The 16,799-nt window shown below is 35.9% G+C and carries 15 protein-coding genes; 6 read left to right on the top strand and 9 right to left on the bottom strand.

Annotated elements, in window-relative coordinates:
• Positions 1-21: 21 nt before the first annotated feature.
• The gene (locus V6M85_RS04045; RefSeq protein ID WP_338603302.1) at positions 22-1,023 is read left to right on the top strand and encodes an acryloyl-coenzyme A reductase; all 1,002 of its coding nucleotides are present in this window, start codon (positions 22-24) and stop codon (positions 1,021-1,023) included.
• Here the strand turns inward: V6M85_RS04045 and V6M85_RS04040 are convergent.
• The 8 genes from V6M85_RS04040 to V6M85_RS04005 form a co-directional block, all read right to left on the bottom strand.
• A complete protein-coding gene (locus V6M85_RS04040; RefSeq protein WP_338603300.1) occupies positions 1,020-2,207 on the bottom strand; it encodes an acetyl-CoA C-acetyltransferase in 1,188 nt (395 codons plus the stop codon). The two genes, V6M85_RS04045 and V6M85_RS04040, sit on opposite strands and share 4 nt — an antisense overlap.
• 37 nt (positions 2,208-2,244) lie before the next feature.
• Positions 2,245-3,141 carry an acyl-CoA dehydrogenase family protein gene (locus tag V6M85_RS04035; protein WP_338603298.1) on the bottom strand — a complete coding sequence of 299 codons (897 nt, stop codon included), beginning with the start codon at positions 3,139-3,141 and terminating at the stop codon, positions 2,245-2,247.
• Between the two features lie 4 nt (positions 3,142-3,145).
• A complete protein-coding gene (locus tag V6M85_RS04030; protein WP_338603295.1) occupies positions 3,146-4,072 on the bottom strand; it encodes a R2-like ligand-binding oxidase in 927 nt (308 codons plus the stop codon).
• A 283-nt stretch (positions 4,073-4,355) separates the two neighbouring features.
• Positions 4,356-5,114, bottom strand: a complete 759-nt coding sequence (locus tag V6M85_RS04025) for an SDR family oxidoreductase (RefSeq protein ID WP_338603292.1) — start codon at positions 5,112-5,114, stop codon at positions 4,356-4,358.
• Positions 5,115-5,150: 36 nt separating this feature from the next.
• Positions 5,151-6,191, bottom strand: a complete 1,041-nt coding sequence (locus tag V6M85_RS04020; RefSeq protein ID WP_338603289.1) for an alcohol dehydrogenase catalytic domain-containing protein — start codon at positions 6,189-6,191, stop codon at positions 5,151-5,153.
• 604 nt (positions 6,192-6,795) lie between these two features.
• Positions 6,796-7,200: an STK_08120 family protein gene (locus V6M85_RS04015; protein ID WP_338603286.1), complete on the bottom strand. Its 405-nt coding sequence runs from the start codon at positions 7,198-7,200 to the stop codon at positions 6,796-6,798.
• A gap of 61 nt (positions 7,201-7,261) precedes the next feature.
• The gene (locus V6M85_RS04010) at positions 7,262-8,653 is read right to left on the bottom strand and encodes a 4-hydroxyphenylacetate 3-hydroxylase family protein (RefSeq protein ID WP_338603283.1); all 1,392 of its coding nucleotides are present in this window, start codon (positions 8,651-8,653) and stop codon (positions 7,262-7,264) included.
• A gap of 111 nt (positions 8,654-8,764) precedes the next feature.
• Positions 8,765-10,192, bottom strand: coding sequence for an MFS transporter (locus tag V6M85_RS04005; protein ID WP_338603280.1), 1,428 nt, complete (start codon positions 10,190-10,192; stop codon positions 8,765-8,767).
• 436 nt (positions 10,193-10,628) lie between these two features.
• Between V6M85_RS04005 and V6M85_RS04000 the strand changes: the two genes are divergently transcribed.
• Positions 10,629-11,216, top strand: coding sequence for a TetR/AcrR family transcriptional regulator (locus V6M85_RS04000; protein WP_338604582.1), 588 nt, complete (start codon positions 10,629-10,631; stop codon positions 11,214-11,216).
• Position 11,217: 1 nt separating this feature from the next.
• Here the strand turns inward: V6M85_RS04000 and V6M85_RS03995 are convergent, their stop codons facing one another.
• Positions 11,218-11,661, bottom strand: coding sequence for a Fis family transcriptional regulator (locus V6M85_RS03995; protein WP_338603277.1), 444 nt, complete (start codon positions 11,659-11,661; stop codon positions 11,218-11,220).
• Between the two features lie 274 nt (positions 11,662-11,935).
• Here V6M85_RS03995 and V6M85_RS03990 point away from each other — a divergent pair, with 274 nt between their 5' ends.
• Genes V6M85_RS03990 through V6M85_RS03975 form a run of 4 tightly spaced genes read left to right on the top strand, consistent with a single transcriptional unit; the run spans position 11,936 to position 16,328 of the window.
• Positions 11,936-13,081, top strand: a complete 1,146-nt coding sequence (locus V6M85_RS03990; protein WP_338604579.1) for a thiolase family protein — start codon at positions 11,936-11,938, stop codon at positions 13,079-13,081.
• A complete protein-coding gene (locus tag V6M85_RS03985) occupies positions 13,078-13,440 on the top strand; it encodes a Zn-ribbon domain-containing OB-fold protein (RefSeq protein WP_338603274.1) in 363 nt (120 codons plus the stop codon). Before V6M85_RS03990 ends, V6M85_RS03985 begins: the two co-directional genes overlap by 4 nt.
• A gap of 59 nt (positions 13,441-13,499) precedes the next feature.
• Entirely contained in the window at positions 13,500-15,170 is a 1,671-nt protein-coding gene (locus tag V6M85_RS03980) for a long-chain-fatty-acid--CoA ligase (RefSeq protein ID WP_338603272.1), read from the top strand.
• A 36-nt stretch (positions 15,171-15,206) separates the two neighbouring features.
• Complete coding sequence (locus V6M85_RS03975) at positions 15,207-16,328, top strand: acyl-CoA dehydrogenase family protein (RefSeq protein ID WP_338603270.1); 1,122 nt, start codon at positions 15,207-15,209, stop codon at positions 16,326-16,328.
• The last annotated feature ends 471 nt before the right edge of the window (positions 16,329-16,799 follow it).

Below are 16,799 nucleotides of genomic sequence, written 5' to 3'. Positions count from 1 at the left end.
TATATTTGCTGATTATAACCTATGAAAGCTGTTATTCTCCCTGGTCATAAGCAAGGTTATAGAATAGAGAATGTACCAGATCCTAAGCCAGGAAAAGATGAAGTTGTGATAAAGGTGAATAAAGCTGCTTTATGTTATAGGGATCTTTTGCAAATGGAGGGTTTTTATCCTAGGTCGAAATATCCACTAATTTTAGGGCATGAAGTAGTAGGTATTGTAGATGAAGTTGGAGATAATGTTTCTGAATTTAAACCGGGAGATAGAGTGACATCTATGCTTTTTGTTCCCGATTGGTCTTGTGAGTACTGTAAAACCGGAGAGGAGGTTTATTGTAAGAATAGATTAGTATACGCTCAAGAATTGGATGGATTCTTCGCTGAAAAGGCTAGAATCAAAGCTAGTAGTCTAGTTAAAGTCCCGCAAGGCGTATCTGATGAAGGTGCGGTAATAGTTCCGTGTGTTGCTGCAATGGTATATAGAGGGTTAAAGAAGGCAGGATTTAAGGCAGGAGATATTGTTCTGGTGACCGGTGCTTCTGGTGGAGTAGGTATCCATGCGATTCAAGTAGCTAAGGCATTAGGGGCCAAGGTCATAGGAGTAACCAGTAGTGAAAATAAAGCTAAGATCGTGTCTAAATTTGCAGACTATGTTATTACGGGTGAAAAATTTTCGGAAGAAGCAAAGAAAATAGGTGATGTATCGATAGTTATAGAGAACGTTGGGACCAGTACTCTTGAAGAGAGTTTAAGGTCTTTAAGAACTGGTGGTAAAGTTATTCAAATAGGCAATTTGGATCCTTCCGTGGTGTTTAATTTAAGATTAGGTTATTTAATACTTAAGGATCTAAGTCTAATGGGTCATATAGGTGCGAATAAGAGAGACATTATTGAGACGTTAGATTTAGTTAAAGAGGGGAAAATCACGCCAGTAATTGGTGGGGAAATTAAGATAGATAAATTCGAGAAAGGCATACAGTTGATGAAAGATAAAAACAGATATGGAAAAATATTGATTTCAAGTTAGACTCTTTCTAAAACTATTGCTCCACCTTGTCCTCCACCTACACATAAGGTAGCTACTCCATAATCTTTTCCTTCTAATACAAGTTGTCTGGCTAAAGTTCCGACTAATCTAGCTCCAGTAGCACCTAGTGGATGTCCAATAGCTATTGCCCCACCTCTTTTATTGACAGTCTCTTCATTTAATTCTAATTGCTTAATAGCGTATAATACAACTACAGCAAAAGCCTCGTTTATTTCCCATAAATCTATATTTCGAGGTGTGAGATTCGCTTTCTCTAACGCTTTTTTAGATGCTGGTACTGGACCTTTTCCCATTACCGCAGGTGGTACTCCAGCAAATCCAAAGCTCTTAATTTTTGCCATTGGTGTTAAACCATACTTTTTAAGCGCATTTTTAGACATTAGGAGTACGTATGATGCTCCAGAATTTAATGGCGCTGAATTTCCAGCTGTTATAGTTCCATTTGGCTTGAATGCAGGCGGTAGTTGGGCTAATTTTTCAAGACTAGTATCAGGACGAATAGATTGATCTACGTTTAAAGAAACCTTTTTCCCCTCAATCTCAACATCAATTGATAATATCTCATTCTTAAAGTAACCCTCTTGCGTAGCTTTCCACGCTAATTGATGACTTCTCAATGACCATCTATCCATTTCCTCTCTGGTTATTTTAGCTTCCTCTGCTAGTTTCTCTGCAGTTAATCCCATTACATAACCCGTAGCTAAGTCGTATTCAGCATACTTACTGTCAGTTATGAACTTTGTATTGATCTCTATGTGCGGATTGTCGAACATTGGTGTTCTAGACATTTTCTCTACTCCACCAGCTATTATTATATCAGCCATGCCAGTCGATATTTCCATTGCCCCAATCGATACCGTAGTCAAAGAAGAAGCACATTGTCTATCCACAGCCATAGTTGGAATGGTGTAAGGTAATTTCGCCGCAAATATTTCATGTCTGCCTCCAAATGCCCATTGTTCACCAACTTGAAGTGCACAGCCAGTGATTATTTCATCTATTTCCTCAGCCTTTAGGCCATTTTTCTCAATTAGCTTATTTATTACCATTCCAGCTAATTCCTCTGGTCTGATATTGTAAAACGGATCTTTTTGGAAATCTTTTCTTGAAAATCTTGTGAATGGTGTTCTAAGATAATCCACCAGATATATGTCTTCTAACATTCTTTCACACTCCTATCAGTATACTGCATTTGATAGATTATATAGGTTGTAGAAACTCAGAGAAGTTAATTTCACTATTATATAACTTACTTAGCGTAAGTACTCTTCTTAAATGCAAGTGGATATCTATGTCATCAGTAAACCCTATTCCCCCATGTACTTGTATTCCACTCATTATAGTTTTGGGTATCTTTTTATTTGCCAGATCCTTAGCTAACCAAACGTATTTTATATTATCTGAGGCTTCTATTACTAGTGATCTTACTAATTCAACGTCTATTGCATTGTTAACAACCCTATGCTTTATAGCTTGATAAGAACCTATTGGCTTTCCAAACGCTATTCTTTCTTTACTGTATTTAATTGACATATTAACAACCTCTTCTCCACTTCCAACCATTTGGGATGCTAACAATAATGCGATTTCAGCGTTGTTTACTTCTACGTTATCATAATTGTTGTATTCAACTTTACTAATTTTCATGGAATTATCAAGCGAGTTAAAAGTTTGTATTGTGGAATTCTCTTTCCTTATTAATTTATTATTCACCAATATGTAATCCGCTTGATCAGCAGAGGGCACAAAATTAGAATCAGATATCGCTATTTTAACCTCTCCGGAATACAATTTATTTAAAATATCTTTATTTTTAATGCCCCTAGACGCAACCATACTACTTATTACAATCCCGGGCAATAGTTTTTTGCCTATAAACTCATTAATTATCACTACATCTCTTAATGGTAATGTGGAGAAATATGGTAATATATCGAGTTTAATTATCTCCTTCCATATTTGCTCCACGTATTCCTTATTTCCTTCCATAACAGCTCTTAACTTCTTAGTTGACCATTGCGACTCCATTAGTTCGTTAATGCTATTTAAAATTAACTTTAAATCTTCTCCAATTTCGAAGTTTAAATCTAGAATCATGAAATCACCACGATTCAATTACGTCTAAATCTTTAGGTGTTAGCATTTCTAGTTTCATTTGCCTAGCCCTATTTATCGCATCAATTCTCGTATTTAAAAGTTTTTTAGCGTAATCTACTATCTCTGCGGAAGGTAGTTCGAATGGCAACTTAGCTTCTTGAGGTATAGTAGGTTCTGAAAATATCCCCACAGCGTAAGGCGCTAAGTAGTTTATGTGATCCATTGCAGCCTTATACACTTTCTCCCCATGTTCTTTCACTAATCTCGCTATTAAATACACTCCAAATGCAATGTGTCTAGACTCGTCTGTCGCTATTAAGTTTACCATTTTAGCTAAGCCAGGAAACATATTTGTTCTCTTTATTATTTGTCTAAATATATTGTAACCACCCTCAGCAGCTACACCTTCAACTATCATATTATACGTAACTACTGCCTTAACTTGATTTTCTGGCGAAGGGTCTTTAGATAGGTTCCACATAGCCTTAGGTAATTCTTCATAAAATATCTTCCTATAATTTGGGGAAAGTTCTTTGGTGTAAGCGCTTAAATCTTCTATAACTCCTACCGCATCAAAAAATCTTCTGAAAGCCTCTACGTGTTTAGATTCTTCATAAACGAACTGTTCTAGGTACATGACTTCTTCTACTCTTCCCTCTTTAACTAGTGTAACTATAAGCGGGTGAAGATCTAACGCTACTGCTTCCTCTCCAGCAGAGAACTTGGAACCTACATTTATTATGAACATCTTTTCTAAATCATTTAATTTTTTCCAGTCCTCAGCGTCTTTACTTAGATCAATACTAGCTGGATCCCAAAAGAGTTTTTTACCCAATTGATAGAGTTTCATTGGGAAAAGAGACCAATTTAATCCACCATGCCTTATTGACTTAAAATATTCATGTTTATATTCTTCAAAACTCATTCCCATAATTAACTATAACTGGTTTGATTATATTTAAATTTTGCTTTAGATAAAAGAAATATCTACTTTTTAGTTTACGTAATTTCTCAAGTTTTTAAAGATGTCTCATTACGGTTAGAAATTAACGTCTAAAATAACAGCACCTACAAAAGGGCAAAATTAATTCGCATAAAATTTGTAAGGAAATGCTTTATGGGGAGTTTCCAAAACTTATGTTACCTTTTAAGTTCTTCATGTAGTAACGGCAACGTATTGAATTGAGATAGTTCTGGAATACTCCACAAAGAGGTTACTTTATCCCACCCTTTAGACTCTCCCCAGAATCTATAACGAATACTTGGCCAGTTAAAGATTCTATTTTGAGGATTGCAGTGGTAAATTCTGCGACCTCTTCTGGATCTAGAATCCTCCCCATTAATGTGAATTTATTGGCGAATTCTTTTTCACTCATTCCCAATAACTGAAACATACTTTCACCTAATTTGGTCTTAACAAATCCGGGAGCTATGGCATTAACTCTTAATTTAGGAGCGAGCTCTAGCGCTAAATATTTGGTTAAAGCTATTACTGCAGCCTTCATAGCTCCATAAATTGATAAGCCATATGCTGGAGATACTCCAGCAACTGAGGCTATGTTTACTATTGCCCCACCATCTCTCATTTCTTTAGCAAATGATTGCGAACAATAAACAACTGACTTAAAATCGGTTGAGATGTGTTTATCCAAGAGTTTATCGTCGACGTTCAAAAAAGGAGAAAACAATCCTAATCCAGCGTTATTTATCAGAATGTCTACTACTCTATATCTATCAATTGTAGCCTTGAGTAGGCTCTCACATCCTTCTCTTGTTGACACGTCTGCTAAGACTCCTATAGCTTCTCCACCTACATCCTTAACCATTTTTATTGTTTCATTCATCTCTTCCGCTCTTTTTTTAGCGTTAACCACAATTAAACTTCCTTCCTTAGCTAATCTTAAAGCTATAGCCCTACCAATACCTCTACCAGAACCCGTAACAACTACCACTTTATCTTTTAGAGAATACATAAATAGTATAAGGATTTCTAGGGATAAAAAACTTATCTAGTTCCATTTAACTATTGCCCTTATATGAACACCTTTTTTAAGATTCTCATACGCTTCGTTTATCTTTTCTGGAGGATAAACGTGAGAAACCAGTTTCCTAATATCTATTTTTCCAGAAGAGGCTAAACTAACTAGTTCTGGTAAATCAATTCTTGGTCTATAACCTAAACTTCCAACTATAGATATTCCTTTCGATACGAATAGCGTTATTGGAATCTGGGCCATTGTGGCGAATCCCCCTAAACCCGTAACTACTATACTTCCTCCAGCCTTAACTACTTCCAGTGATAATTTAAGATCTGGATAAGGTTTTGTCTCATATACTATATCGGCACCATCTTGCAATATTTCAAGAATTTTGGATCTGGCGTCATTCTCATTAGCGTTAACTGCATGTGTTGCTCCTAAGTCCCTAGCCTTCTTCAATTTATTCTCATCAATATCCACTGCTATGATGGGATTCAGACCCATTGCGTTGGCCAGCTGTATTGCGGCAGAACCAACACCACCAGAACCTATTATTACAACACTTTTTCCAGAAGTTGCATTGACACTTTTTAAAGCATTATAAGCTGTTCCATATGCACATGCAATAGGAGAGGAGTAATAAGGATCTAAATTTCTAGCAAGCGGAATTACTGCTATTTCAGGCACTGTCATATATTCAGCATGACCGCCGTCAACTCCAATTATACCTACTAATCTGTTTGCATTCTCTTTGCAGTAATTTTCCTTTCCGTTTGCGCAATATTTGCATACCCCACATGGAACTATCCAAGAGACTAGAACAGGATCTCCCTCATGCAATCCATATGGGTTTTTAACGTTTTTACCAAACTCTTCTACCCATCCAGAAATTTCATGCCCTATTATAAATCCTTTAGGAATTGGTCCCACAAGTTCTCCACTCAATAGATGCAAATCGCTATGGCAAATTCCAGTTGAGGCTACTTTTATTAATACTTCTCCTTCTTTCGGAGTAGGTTCAGGAACGTCTTCTATTTCTAATTGAGACCCAGTATATACTGCAGCCTTCATATAACTATCTCTTCTTCTTTGCAATTAATCCTTTCTTTTCAAACAGTCAACTTTATTATCTCATATCTTTCGAGTTATGTAAAAGTCAACTTCGTTATGTAACGTATCAATTTATTATTAAAATGCATAGTAAATATAATGTATGTATAATAGTGTACAAATGAGACAGTCAATTTTTAATGGTAGGAGCCTCTGCTAATTTCAGACATTTTATCTAAATTGATAACCGAGTCAGAATTCAATTTTCTACCTAATAAGCAATGGTTTATGATCTCTCAGTGATAATGCTTTCAATTTATCTTAATTTTAAATCATAATCCTAGTTTTAGAGTGCTTTTTGGGTGTTTGCAAACTATCTGGTTTGGTACATTTAGAAGGAACCTCTACTATACGCCATAAATAGTAAGCTTCCTCAAGGAAGTAGGAAATCCCCCATCTACTTTGCGAGGTTTTTCCAAAACTTACGTTACTTTTCGTATCCTCTTCATAGCAAAAATAACGTTCAAAATAAGAGAGTTTACAAATTCGCCCCACAAAACAATCCTCATCTCGAGATGCTTTGTCATAAGGACAAGGTAGTTCATAAGGCTGAAGCTGTTCAACATTAGATCTTTCTTTTTATTCGTTCTAGCCTAATCTCTTCATCCAATTTCTTAATGTTTCTTTCGATTTTCCTCCTTAGTGACAATTTGATAAATGATCCTAATCTGCCCTCGTATTCCATAATTATTTTAACCACCCCTTTTTGAGTTAAATCGAATTCTAAAATTCCACCTTCTCCTTTCTGTGTGCCTACTGCATAGAATCTATACGATATCCTATTGCTTCCAATGTATACAGTACCATGTAAAATAAGAGACGTTATTCCAAGGGAGATCATTACGTCAAACTCACCTTCTTTCACTATTACTGTTTCTGCACCTAGCACTTTATATAATGTGAAGTTCGGGTCGCTTAAAATATTTAATAAAGCACTATTATCGTGTTGCGTGTTTAATGTAATCTCCATAGATTATCTTTCGAATTAATTCTTTTTATCTTTTTCTGTGATCAAATCAAAAAGAAAGATTTTAACCTAATACCTTTCTAACTAAATTTTCAGCTTCCTTATAATTATAGCTTCTGAACAGTTCTATTTTACTAGCCTCCATGGATCCTTCTGCATGTATCATACCAGTAAGCAAATATCCGGTAACTGAACTAGCACCCAATTCTTTAACGAGCTTTAATACTTTGACCCTCTCCTCTCCATCAACAGATCCTCTTAGATATTTAACAATGTTCTTACCCTCCTCGCTATCTAAATCCTCTTGAGAAGGCATAGTAGCTATTATTCCCCCAGCTATATCAATTAGATCCCTTACCACATCATGGAAGTGCATATTGGAATAAAGCTTACCAACGTTTGTAAATATGGGATTAGGTACCGCAATTCCCTCCATAACTACTGGATAAACTGCAGAGGCTATTGCACTACTTCTCATTATTTCCTTGTATAAAACTATATCTACTATATCATCCCTTACATGCTTCTCATTTTCAATTCCGTTAACTTGCGCTACTAACCTCGAAGCTCCTAAGTATAAGTTCATTGTTGCAGATCTATAAGATAATGCGGTAAATCTATGAAAGGTTGCGAATAACATTGCTAATGTTCCAGCATAATCGTATTCCCTAAATAAGAATACTCTATCCCAAGGCACAAAAACGTCGTCAAAAACTGTAAGCGTCTCTAATTCGTAGTCCTTCCTACTCAGTACTGAAGAAGAGTTACCCTCAATCTCATCTATAGGTCTCACATACATTTTTAATCCCTTAGCATTGGCTGGAACTGCAAACGCTACTGCGTAATCCTTGTCACTATCTCGCATAGCTCTAGTTGGTATTACGATAATTTCATCAGATACAGCTGACTGTGTAGTATGAGCCTTGGCACCTCTCACCACAATCCCATCACTTCTCACATCCACTATTCTAACATACATATCTGGGTCTACCTGTTCAGATGGTCTCTTACTTCTGTCCCCCTTAACGTCAGTTTGTGCAGTAGCTATCGTTAGATCCTCCTTAGCTACCTTTTGAAGATAATTCTCTACGTGTTTCGAATAATCTGTACCATATTTTCTATCTACTTGCTTCGCAGTTATCATTAATGCAAAAATTGCATCACTACCTATTGCTTGAGAAATATTAAATATCCCGTTACAATATAACGTTAGATCGTAAATTAACTTATGTCTATCCAATAAATCTTGAGAAGATGAGGGTACTTTAAAGAATTTGCTTACCTTTCCCAATTTACTATCTTCATAAATTCTGTCACTATACTCGTAGAGTTTTGACGCATGTAGTGCGGCAATCTTTAGTATTGGATGCGAAGTTATATCCTCTATGAGTTTACCTCTATAGTAAATTTTCCTCCCATCTCTCAAGGATTTTAAGAAATCATCTTTTGATCGCATAAATAATATTAGCTACATCGACTTAATTAATTTTTTGCTTTCCTTAAAAGAAAGAAAATTACTGACTTATAATAAAGAAGAAAAGGAGAATAAAAATGTTATATTTGTGTTTTATTTCTCGCTTTTGATTATGCCTCCTTCTGATGTTGGTGGGGTTAGATGTATTTCGTTTATTTCTTCGAGTCTAACTCCAACTGTTCTAGGAACTGTGAACCATAGTATTATTGCTGCTATGACAACTGGAAAAGACTCAATCGCCCATGCGTTTATTGGACCGTAAGCTATTACCAATGGGAAGAGTAATAAAGGTCCTATAGCTCCACCAAGATGGCCTAATCCATCAGTTATTGCAAATCCAGTAGATCTAGCTGCAGTTGGGAAAGACTCGCTACTCATTAGGTATCCAGCTAAATATGACATTCCACCACCTATTGCGTTCAAGATGAAGGCTAAAGTTAATGTCATGCCTAAAAGATTGAAATGGATCGCAAAATACGCTGCAACTATAGTACCTACTAACCAACCTAAGGAACCTATTTGTGTTAGTAATCTTCTATCAACTCTCTCCACGAATGTCAATAAGAGGAATGCCATTAAAGTGTCTCCTAATGCAGAGAAACCGGTATAAAGTACAAATTGGTTAAACATGGGTCCAGAGTATCCTATGAATTTACCATAGTAATCCCATAACGTCGAATAGGTATACTGAACGAAGTAAATGAAGAACCAGAATAATATTAACCCAACTAAACGCTTTGCAAATACTTTTTTGCCTAGGATTGAAAAGGGATTAGTGGTCTGATAAGAATAGTTTATTATCTTAGGTTCTGGTAATGATTGTACTTTAGCTCTTTTCATTGAAGTCTCTTCCATTATTCTAACAATTGATTCAGCCTCGTTAATTCTACCCTTTTTAACAAGGAATCTCACAGTTTCTGGAGCTCTAGTTCGAAAAACTAGAGCAGCAAATGCCATAATTGCCGCAATTCCAAATGCAAGTCTCCATCCTATAGATGGAAAACTTGTTACTAAGAGTGCAGCAATTGTTGCACCCACACCTACTGCTATCCACCCAGATAAGTAGATCCAATTGGCATACTTACCTCTTTTCGAGCTCGGGGCAAATTCTGAAACGTAAACCATTGCCAAATTTAGGTCCCCACCTATTCCTGCTCCTTCTATAAATCTGAAGACTGCAAGCATGGGGAAGTTCACAGCTAATGCCATACCTAAACTGCCTATTGCGGTAAGTAGAACTGTTATTATTAACACTGGTCTTCTTCCTATTCTGTCAGCCAAATATCCTAATCCTAATGATCCGGGTATATAACCGAATAGTCCTAATGATGCTACTAAAGATGCTTGTGAGGCGTTGATGAATGGTATATATGGTAATGCAGCTCCTATATTTCCTACAGCGTCATATAATGTAATAAAGTAGCTAAACCCTATAGCCCACAGTAGAGCGTATGAAAGACCCCAGCTAGGTAATCTATCAATTCTAGCGAGATACTCATCTAGTATATTCTTATTGCTCATGTGATTAATTACGTCAATTTATTTATAAATACATATTATGAAAGTCAATTTCTAAAACTTATATTTGAATTGTTTAGTCTGATATTATAGGGAGATTTTTTATATTCTCTTTTGTTAGCTTATACTTTCAATTTAAGTTTAATTTGTGGGTTTTCCAAAATTTACGTCACCTATTACATTCTTTCTATAGTAATAAGAATACGCTAAACTACGATAGTTTACAAATATCCTCATAAGGCAGGTTAAGTTAATGTTGTTCTAATAATGTAACTAGAAAGAGCGGTTGGTGCTATATTGACTGAAATCTATATTTTTATATTTACACTCATTTTATTTAGCTTATAGATTTATAATTATTATAGTGCAACGTGAGTAAAGTTTTTAAACGTGATAAGTAATTTATGACTTGACTCAGTTGTCAAAAAGTGGTGTTCACATGTATAGGTTGCCTAAAACAGAAAAAGGAAAAGAGTCGTTGAATAAGATAATTAATGCCTCGCTAGATCTGATTTCGGAGAAGGGTTTCTTAAATACGAGTATAAATGATATAACCAATAAAGCTGGGGTTGCTTATGGTTTATTTTATTTCTACTTCAAAAGCAAACATGATATATTGGACGAATTAATTAGAAAATTTAATAGAGATATGAGATATTATTTGAAAGTTAATACAATGGGTATTCAAAATAGAATAGATATGGAAAAAGAAGGGTTAAAGAGATTCTTAGAGTGGATGAGTCAAAATAGGAAGTACTACAAGGTTTTCATAGAAGCACAAGTGCATAGACCAGAAATGTATATATGGCACTTCACTAAATTAGCGGAAAGGTATCAGATTGGGCTAAAGGAGGCCATGGAAAAGGGGCAGATTGTAAATGTAGATCCGGAATTACTTGCATATGTATTAATAGGAATAGCCGAAATGATAGGAAGGAGATACATATTGTGGACCAATCAAGGCTTAAATAAAAAATTGTATAATGACTTAGACATCCTCATAGAAAATTTACTAAGACCTAAGTAGTTTATACAAGGAATTTAGTGTTTATCTCATTTGATATTCGAGCCATTATTACAGATGCAGTGGTATATCTGGCTAAGTCAAAGAGACTTCCTTTCTTTAACCTTATTGTACCCGACATTAATGCGGAAACTACTTGAAGCTTTCCACTTATAATATCCTTCCATGCATTGTAACTTGCCTCAAGTATATAGGGTGCATCAGCTTTAGAAGCGTCATTAAAGAATTCTACACCTTGACATGTTCCATTGTTCAGATATAATTTCATGGCTAAAGCATTTGATCCTTTTACTCCTAAGTAATCTAGAACTTGACCAGGTACATCAGTTACTACAAATAGAATTGGCGATACCCAACCTTTTCCGGCCTCATTATACTCTTTATTCTGACTTAACCTTTTACACCACTCTTCTGCCCATTCCTTACTAGGATATACGAGTTCAGCCATAATAAAAATAGTTCCTAACTACTTAATAAGTATTTAAGTTTGGACAGAAAAAGAAACTTCTTCGATATTTAGAGTCCGTGCTTTGAGGGTTTTCAAAGCTTACATTACTTTTTAATTCTCTACATGGTAAAGATAACGTACCAAATTAAATTGAATGTCACAAAGTGAATCTGCTATATAAGAGCTAAATTGATACAGCTTAACAATACAGCATTTTCATTAAGTTTTGAACAAGATTTTTATTTATCATGATAAGTAATAAATATGATTGGCAATGATTGTGGGTTTCTCCGGTAAGTTGTACAAGAAATACGAGAAGGATGGAATAGAATTGCTGAAGGAGGCTATTGATGAGGCATTGGAAATGGCTGGTCTAACTTACAGCGATATAGACGGAATAATGGCTAACATAGGGAGGGGATCATTCCACGGGAATAAAACTTATCTGAATCCCCCCGCTCAAATAGGTGAATACTTTGGAATCAAACCCAAGATAATAGATCATGTGCAATACGGAGGTCCATCAGTTTTGGCAATGATATATAGGGCATATAAGGCCATTTCGGCGGGAGATGCTGATACGATATTATGTGTTCAAGGAGGGAAAATATCCCATATTAGGGATAGTAATCAATTTCAAAAAACTGACATAATAGATAGTCCATTCGACGATTTCATTAAAGTCTATGATCAAATGTCACCGATTTCTGATTACGCTATGGTAGCTTATAGGCATTCAAAGCTTTTTGGTACCACGGATGAGCAGAGAGCGTTAGTTGCAGTCATGCAAAGATATAACGCAATTAATAATCAAAAGGCAATGTTTAGAGATCCCATAACTGTTAAGGATGTATTAGCGTCAAGAATTGTATCGTATCCTTTACATCTTCTTGAAATAGTTTACCCTATAGATGGATTTCACGTTTTCGTAGTGAGTAAAAGAACTAGCAAGTCAGCATTGAGGAACATAGATATCTTAGCTTATGGAGAGGCACATTGGCCAAATCCACCTGCAGAATGGGATGATATAATTTATACCCCTACGATAGAGAGTGCTAAAAGAGCTTCATTTAATCTAAATCGAGTAGACGCATTTGAGTTGTATGATTCATTTACTATAACTGTTATGCTTCAAATGGAAGACATAGGTTTAGTAGAAAAAGGCAAAGTGGGGCATTTCGTGGAATCACATGATTTAACTTACAAGGGTGATGTTCCTATTAATACTGGTGGTGGTAGTTTGAATACTGGTCAACCTGCCTATATGAGTGGTGGTGTTATTTTGGAGGAGGCATTGCTTCAATTAAATAACATGGCTAATGGTCATCAGGTTAGCGATGCAAACGTAATATTCCTAAATGGTATAGGATGGTGGAGTAGAAGGCATACCGTAACGTTAGTATTGGGTGAGAAAAAATGAGAGATGAAGAAGTAAGATCTATGTACTTTAAATACTTTCAAGAGGAGCAGCTGCCTTTCATACAATGTGGCAAGTGTGGACATAAATTCTTTTACCCTAGAGTGGTTTGCCCTAAATGCGGTTCATCAGATATAAAAATTGGACTTAGCGAAGGTTTAGGTAAAATATTTGCAATGACGAGAATTTATAAAAAAGATGGGAGTTATGTGGTTTATGGAATCGTGGAGATGAATGAAGGATTTAGAATGTACGCTAATATAGTTGAGGAGAATGGAAATACTGCAGATATAGGTAAAAAAGTAAAGGTAATATTTAGAGAGATTAACGGTAAGAAATACCCTTTATTCGCAGTAACATAGTGATTTTTATCTAAACAATGTAAAAAAGCTTAAATATAGAAAAGAACACAGTATTATGTGTGGAGATAATAAAAGGTTTTCCTTCAACAATGATGGATGACTATCAACTAAATGTAACTCAAATATTAGAACATGCTGGAAAGTGGTATGGAGAGCAAGAAATAGTTTCGAGAAAGAAGGATAATACGATATTTAGGTACAATTATGGAGAAGCGTTTAGAAGAGTTAAGAGGCTCGCTAGCTCATTAAAGAAGTCGTTAGGGGTCAAGGTGGGAGACAGAGTTGGCGTATTAGAATGGAATACTCATAGATTTTATGAGTTATATTTCGCAGTTCCAGCTACTGGCGCTGTTATGTTAGAGTTAAATCCTAGACTTCATCCGCTTCAATTAGCTAAAATAATGAATCACTCAAAGGTATCCCTACTATTCTTAAATGAGGATTTCATCCCATTGGTAGAAAGTATATCAAATAGTGTACAAGTTAAGAAGTACGTGGTTATTTCCAATGATGAGAGAACAGTACGTCAAGAAACTAAGTTAAGTTATTATAATTACGAGACGCTAATACAAGAGGGCGATGAGAATTACGAAATACCAATGTTTGATGAGAAATCAGCTTGTTACGCAGCTTACACTACTGGAACTACTGGAGATCCTAAAGGAATATATTATTCACATAGATCTATAGTCCTAAATACGTTAGTTATTTCCAGAAATCTTACAATAGAAGATACTTTTATGCAGATAGTTCCAATGTTTCACGTGAATGGCTGGTTAGGCTTTATGGCTGCTACATTAGTTGGCGCTAAATTAGTATTGCCGGGGAGATATACGGCTAATGATCCAAAACCGTTAGTTGATCTCATGATTAATGAGAGAGTTACAGTAACTGCTGGAGTACCAGAGATATTCAGTTCTATATTGAACTATTTAAGAAGTATGGAAAAGAAACCCATATTTGTAAACTCTAGGATACTTATAGGTGGAAGTGAACCGCCGTTAAGTTTAGTGATAGGATTGATGGAGTTTGGATTTCAAGTTGGACAAGGTTATGGTGCAACTGAAACGACTCCTTCTGTTACGGGTAGTGTAGTGAAACCTAAGATAAAGGAGAAGTACTCAGATAAGGATATGCTGGATTTATTGAGAAAGCAAGGTATACCAGCTTTTGGAATTGACATAAGAGTTGTAGATCCAGTTACTGGAAATGACGTTCCTCATGATGGGAAAACTGTGGGGGAAATTTGGATTAGGGGACCTTGGATAGCCTCTTCTTATTATAATGATCCTAGAACTATTGAATCCTTTGTTGGAGATGGCGTAGATAGATGGTGGAGAAGTGGCGATTTAGCTGTAGTAGATGAATTGGGTTACATTAAAATAGTAGATAGAATTAAGGATGTTATAAAAAGTGGAGGAGAGTGGATAAGTACTGTTGATTTAGAGAATCACTTAATGACTCATCCAGCAGTAGCAGAGGCTACAGTCATAGGTATTCCACATCCTAAGTGGGGTGAGAGACCTTTAGCGTTTGTAGTCCTTAGGCAAGGTTTTGAGGGTAAAGTAAGTAAGGAGGAGTTATTAACTTATTTAGGTCAAAGATTTGCGAAATGGCAACTGCCAGATGATATTATATTTGTTAAGGAAATTCCGAAGACGAGCGTTGGTAAATTCGATAAAAAGGTCTTAAGAGAGAAATACAGAGATTACTTTACTGGCACTAAATAAGAAAAATATTTTAAGTGATGAGGAGGTGTTAAATTTATGAGTAGAGAAGAAAGTGAGCTAGAAGAGTATAGAAGTAAGGTAAGGGAATGGATTCAGAAGAACGTTCCGGAAGAAATAAAGTTGAGAGGAGATATGGCACCTCCAGATGTTTTGAGAGCGTGGCAGAGGAAGATATATGAGGCCGGATATTTAGGAGTTTCGTGGCCGAAGGAATATGGTGGGTGGGGAGAGGATCCCATTAAGGAGATAATTGTTAGGGAAGAATTCGCTAAGGCTGGTGTACCTTATGCTACAGTGGGTTTAGGAGTTTCAGTAGTTGGCCCCGGTATAATACTAAATGGTACAGAGGAGCAAAAGAAGAAATACTTAAAGAGAATACTGACAGCAGAGGACGTTTGGTGCCAAGGATTTTCTGAACCTCAAGCTGGTTCAGATTTGGCTGGAATAAAGACCAAGGCTGAAGATAAGGGAGATTATTTCGTAGTTAATGGTCAGAAAATATGGAGTAGTTATGCTCATTTAGCGAATTATTGTTTCCTCCTCGCTAGGACTGGAGATGTGTCAGAAAGGCATAAGGGATTAACAATGCTTATAGTTGATATGAAAAGTGAGGGAGTTAGAGTAAGTCCCATTAAGCAAATCACTGGTAGATCAGAGTTTAACACCGTGTATTTCAATAACGTAAAAGTGCCTAAGGAAAACGTAGTAGGTAAAATAGGTGAGGGATGGAAAGTTGCCGTATCTACATTAAATTATGAAAGACTTAACATAGGTACTATACTATTCACTGTCGAACGACTCATAAGGGAGTTATCTACAACAATGGGTGGTAATGAACAATTATACAATATAGCAGAAGAGATAATAGCGTTAAAATCGTTTTATAAGAGAATACTAGAGAGGATAAAGAAAGGTTATATAGCTGGTCCAGAAGCTGCGGTTATAAAGTTAGTAGCATCGGAGGCAATCCAGAGAGTTTACGAAAACGCAATGTCAAAAATGGGGGCTGAGTCATTGATAATGGAAAGTAGGCCAGGATTTAGACCGGAAATAGCTTATGGATTATTAGCTTCAAGATCCATAACGATAGCAGGAGGTACGTCAGAAATATTGAGGAACTTATTAGGTGAGGTAGTACTAGGTTTACCAAAAGGATAACTTACAAGATACTTTGAGGGGGTTTTTCAAAACTTAAGTTATTTTTCACACTTCATAGTGACAGTAACTTATAAAATAGGATAGTTTCCTCCTACGGTTATTCAACAGTTTGATTGTTAGAGGCGACAGCATGTAATGCCTACAAATACCCCACGAAACACTTACAAGTTGCTCTTAAGTTTGGGGCAATTAGGGTTTCCATTGTGAATTGTATTTTATTATCTTCATTTCTTATTATTCAATGTAGAATTAATTGAATGAGATCACTTTATTCGTGAAGATAATGATGGACATATGAATATTATTGGAGGAGTTGATACGTGGTCTTAGTCTGACCCAATATCATAATATGGCGTTGTGTTATAGTCCTTAAGGTATTACCTAAAATGATAGATTTATTTTGATCATCTAGTGTAGATTAATTAATTACAATTCGCAATGAAGCCCTGAATGACCCTGAGAAGCAGAAGG

Origin of the sequence: Sulfolobus tengchongensis (assembly GCF_036967215.1) — an archaeon.
Lineage (GTDB): Archaea > Thermoproteota > Thermoprotei_A > Sulfolobales > Sulfolobaceae > Saccharolobus > Saccharolobus tengchongensis_A.
This window is presented reverse-complemented; position numbering and strand designations above follow the sequence as displayed.

Bases quoted from the DNA above. Each gene is read 5' to 3' on its own strand.
- V6M85_RS04025 (WP_338603292.1), bottom strand. From the start codon at position 5,114: ATGTATTCTCTAAAAGATAAAGTGGTAGTTGTTACGGGTTCTGGTAGA.
- V6M85_RS03985 (WP_338603274.1), top strand. From the start codon at position 13,078: ATGAGAGATGAAGAAGTAAGATCTATGTACTTTAAATACTTTCAAGAG.
- V6M85_RS04020 (WP_338603289.1), bottom strand. From the start codon at position 6,191: ATGAAGGCTGCAGTATATACTGGGTCTCAATTAGAAATAGAAGACGTT.
- V6M85_RS03975 (WP_338603270.1), top strand. From the start codon at position 15,207: ATGAGTAGAGAAGAAAGTGAGCTAGAAGAGTATAGAAGTAAGGTAAGG.
- V6M85_RS04040 (WP_338603300.1), bottom strand. From the start codon at position 2,207: ATGTTAGAAGACATATATCTGGTGGATTATCTTAGAACACCATTCACA.
- V6M85_RS04045 (WP_338603302.1), top strand. From the start codon at position 22: ATGAAAGCTGTTATTCTCCCTGGTCATAAGCAAGGTTATAGAATAGAG.
- V6M85_RS04015 (WP_338603286.1), bottom strand. From the start codon at position 7,200: ATGGAGATTACATTAAACACGCAACACGATAATAGTGCTTTATTAAAT.
- V6M85_RS03990 (WP_338604579.1), top strand. From the start codon at position 11,936: ATGATTGTGGGTTTCTCCGGTAAGTTGTACAAGAAATACGAGAAGGAT.
- V6M85_RS04000 (WP_338604582.1), top strand. From the start codon at position 10,629: ATGTATAGGTTGCCTAAAACAGAAAAAGGAAAAGAGTCGTTGAATAAG.
- V6M85_RS03995 (WP_338603277.1), bottom strand. From the start codon at position 11,661: ATGGCTGAACTCGTATATCCTAGTAAGGAATGGGCAGAAGAGTGGTGT.
- V6M85_RS04030 (WP_338603295.1), bottom strand. From the start codon at position 4,072: ATGGGAATGAGTTTTGAAGAATATAAACATGAATATTTTAAGTCAATA.
- V6M85_RS04010 (WP_338603283.1), bottom strand. From the start codon at position 8,653: ATGCGATCAAAAGATGATTTCTTAAAATCCTTGAGAGATGGGAGGAAA.
- V6M85_RS04035 (WP_338603298.1), bottom strand. From the start codon at position 3,141: ATGATTCTAGATTTAAACTTCGAAATTGGAGAAGATTTAAAGTTAATT.
- V6M85_RS04005 (WP_338603280.1), bottom strand. From the start codon at position 10,192: ATGAGCAATAAGAATATACTAGATGAGTATCTCGCTAGAATTGATAGA.